Source organism: Mesorhizobium sp. M1E.F.Ca.ET.041.01.1.1 (genome assembly GCF_003997355.1).
GTDB lineage: Bacteria > Pseudomonadota > Alphaproteobacteria > Rhizobiales > Rhizobiaceae > Mesorhizobium.
Genome location: NZ_RZSL01001139.1, coordinates 1 through 782 on the forward strand (window position 1 = coordinate 1; position 782 = coordinate 782).

Sequence of the window (782 nt, forward strand, 5' to 3'; positions counted from 1 at the left end):
CCATTATGCCGGCGACATCGTCGGCGGTGCTGCTACCGGGGCCGCCGCCGCCCTGGCGGTGCGGCTTGGATATCGCGAAAATTCGCGGCTGGATGCCTTCGCCACGAGTATCCTTTAGAGGCCGAGCGTAGCGGCCGCCAGCGCCAGGTATCGGCCAGCCTTGGCGATGGTGACGATGGCGAGAAAGCTCCATAGGGGCTCGCGCAATACGCCGGCCATCACCGTCAGCGGATCGCCGATAACCGGAGCCCAGCTCAGCAGCAGGCTCCATCTTCCGTAACGGTGGTAGCGCGCCGCCGCGCGGTCGAGTGCGGCAGGCTTTGCTGGGAACCATTTGCGGTCGCGGAATCTATCGATACCGCAGCCCAGTAGCCAGTTGACCGCCGAGCCCAGCACATTTCCGATCGTCGCGACCAGAACCAGCGCGGCCGGCGAATGGGTCCCGGCCAAGAGCAGGCCGACCAGCACCGCTTCCGACTGCAGCGGCAGGATGGTCGCGGCGACGAAGGCGGCTAGGAAGAGTCCGCCGAAGGCGGCAAGGTCACCAAGCATTGCGGCCCGTCAATTCGCCCTTTGGTCATTTCGGATACCGATCATCGACGACTTGGGTCTTAGAGGCCAGCGCCTCACCGCGATTTTGAGCGGCGAGCATCACAAAAGTGACGTTCTGGCCACGCTATATGCTAAAGCGCGTCGCGTCGAAACGGATTCGAGCGACGCGCTTTAAATCTTTGTTTTTATGCATGTCGTTTTCCCAAAACCGCTACACACTTTTGGGCGAC

The 782-nt window shown here is 62.3% G+C and carries 1 protein-coding gene; it reads right to left on the reverse strand.

The features are described 5' to 3' along the window. Window positions 1-114: 114 nt before the first annotated feature. Window positions 115-552 carry a YqaA family protein gene (locus tag EOA38_RS37950; protein WP_126094769.1) on the reverse strand — a complete coding sequence of 146 codons (438 nt, stop codon included), beginning with the start codon at window positions 550-552 and terminating at the stop codon, window positions 115-117. Between the last annotated feature and the right edge of the window lie 230 nt (window positions 553-782).

What these genes read in the sequence shown, in the direction of transcription:
- EOA38_RS37950 (WP_126094769.1), bottom strand. Translation starts at nt 552, where the DNA reads ATGCTTGGTGACCTTGCCGCCTTCGGCGGACTCTTCCTAGCCGCCTTC.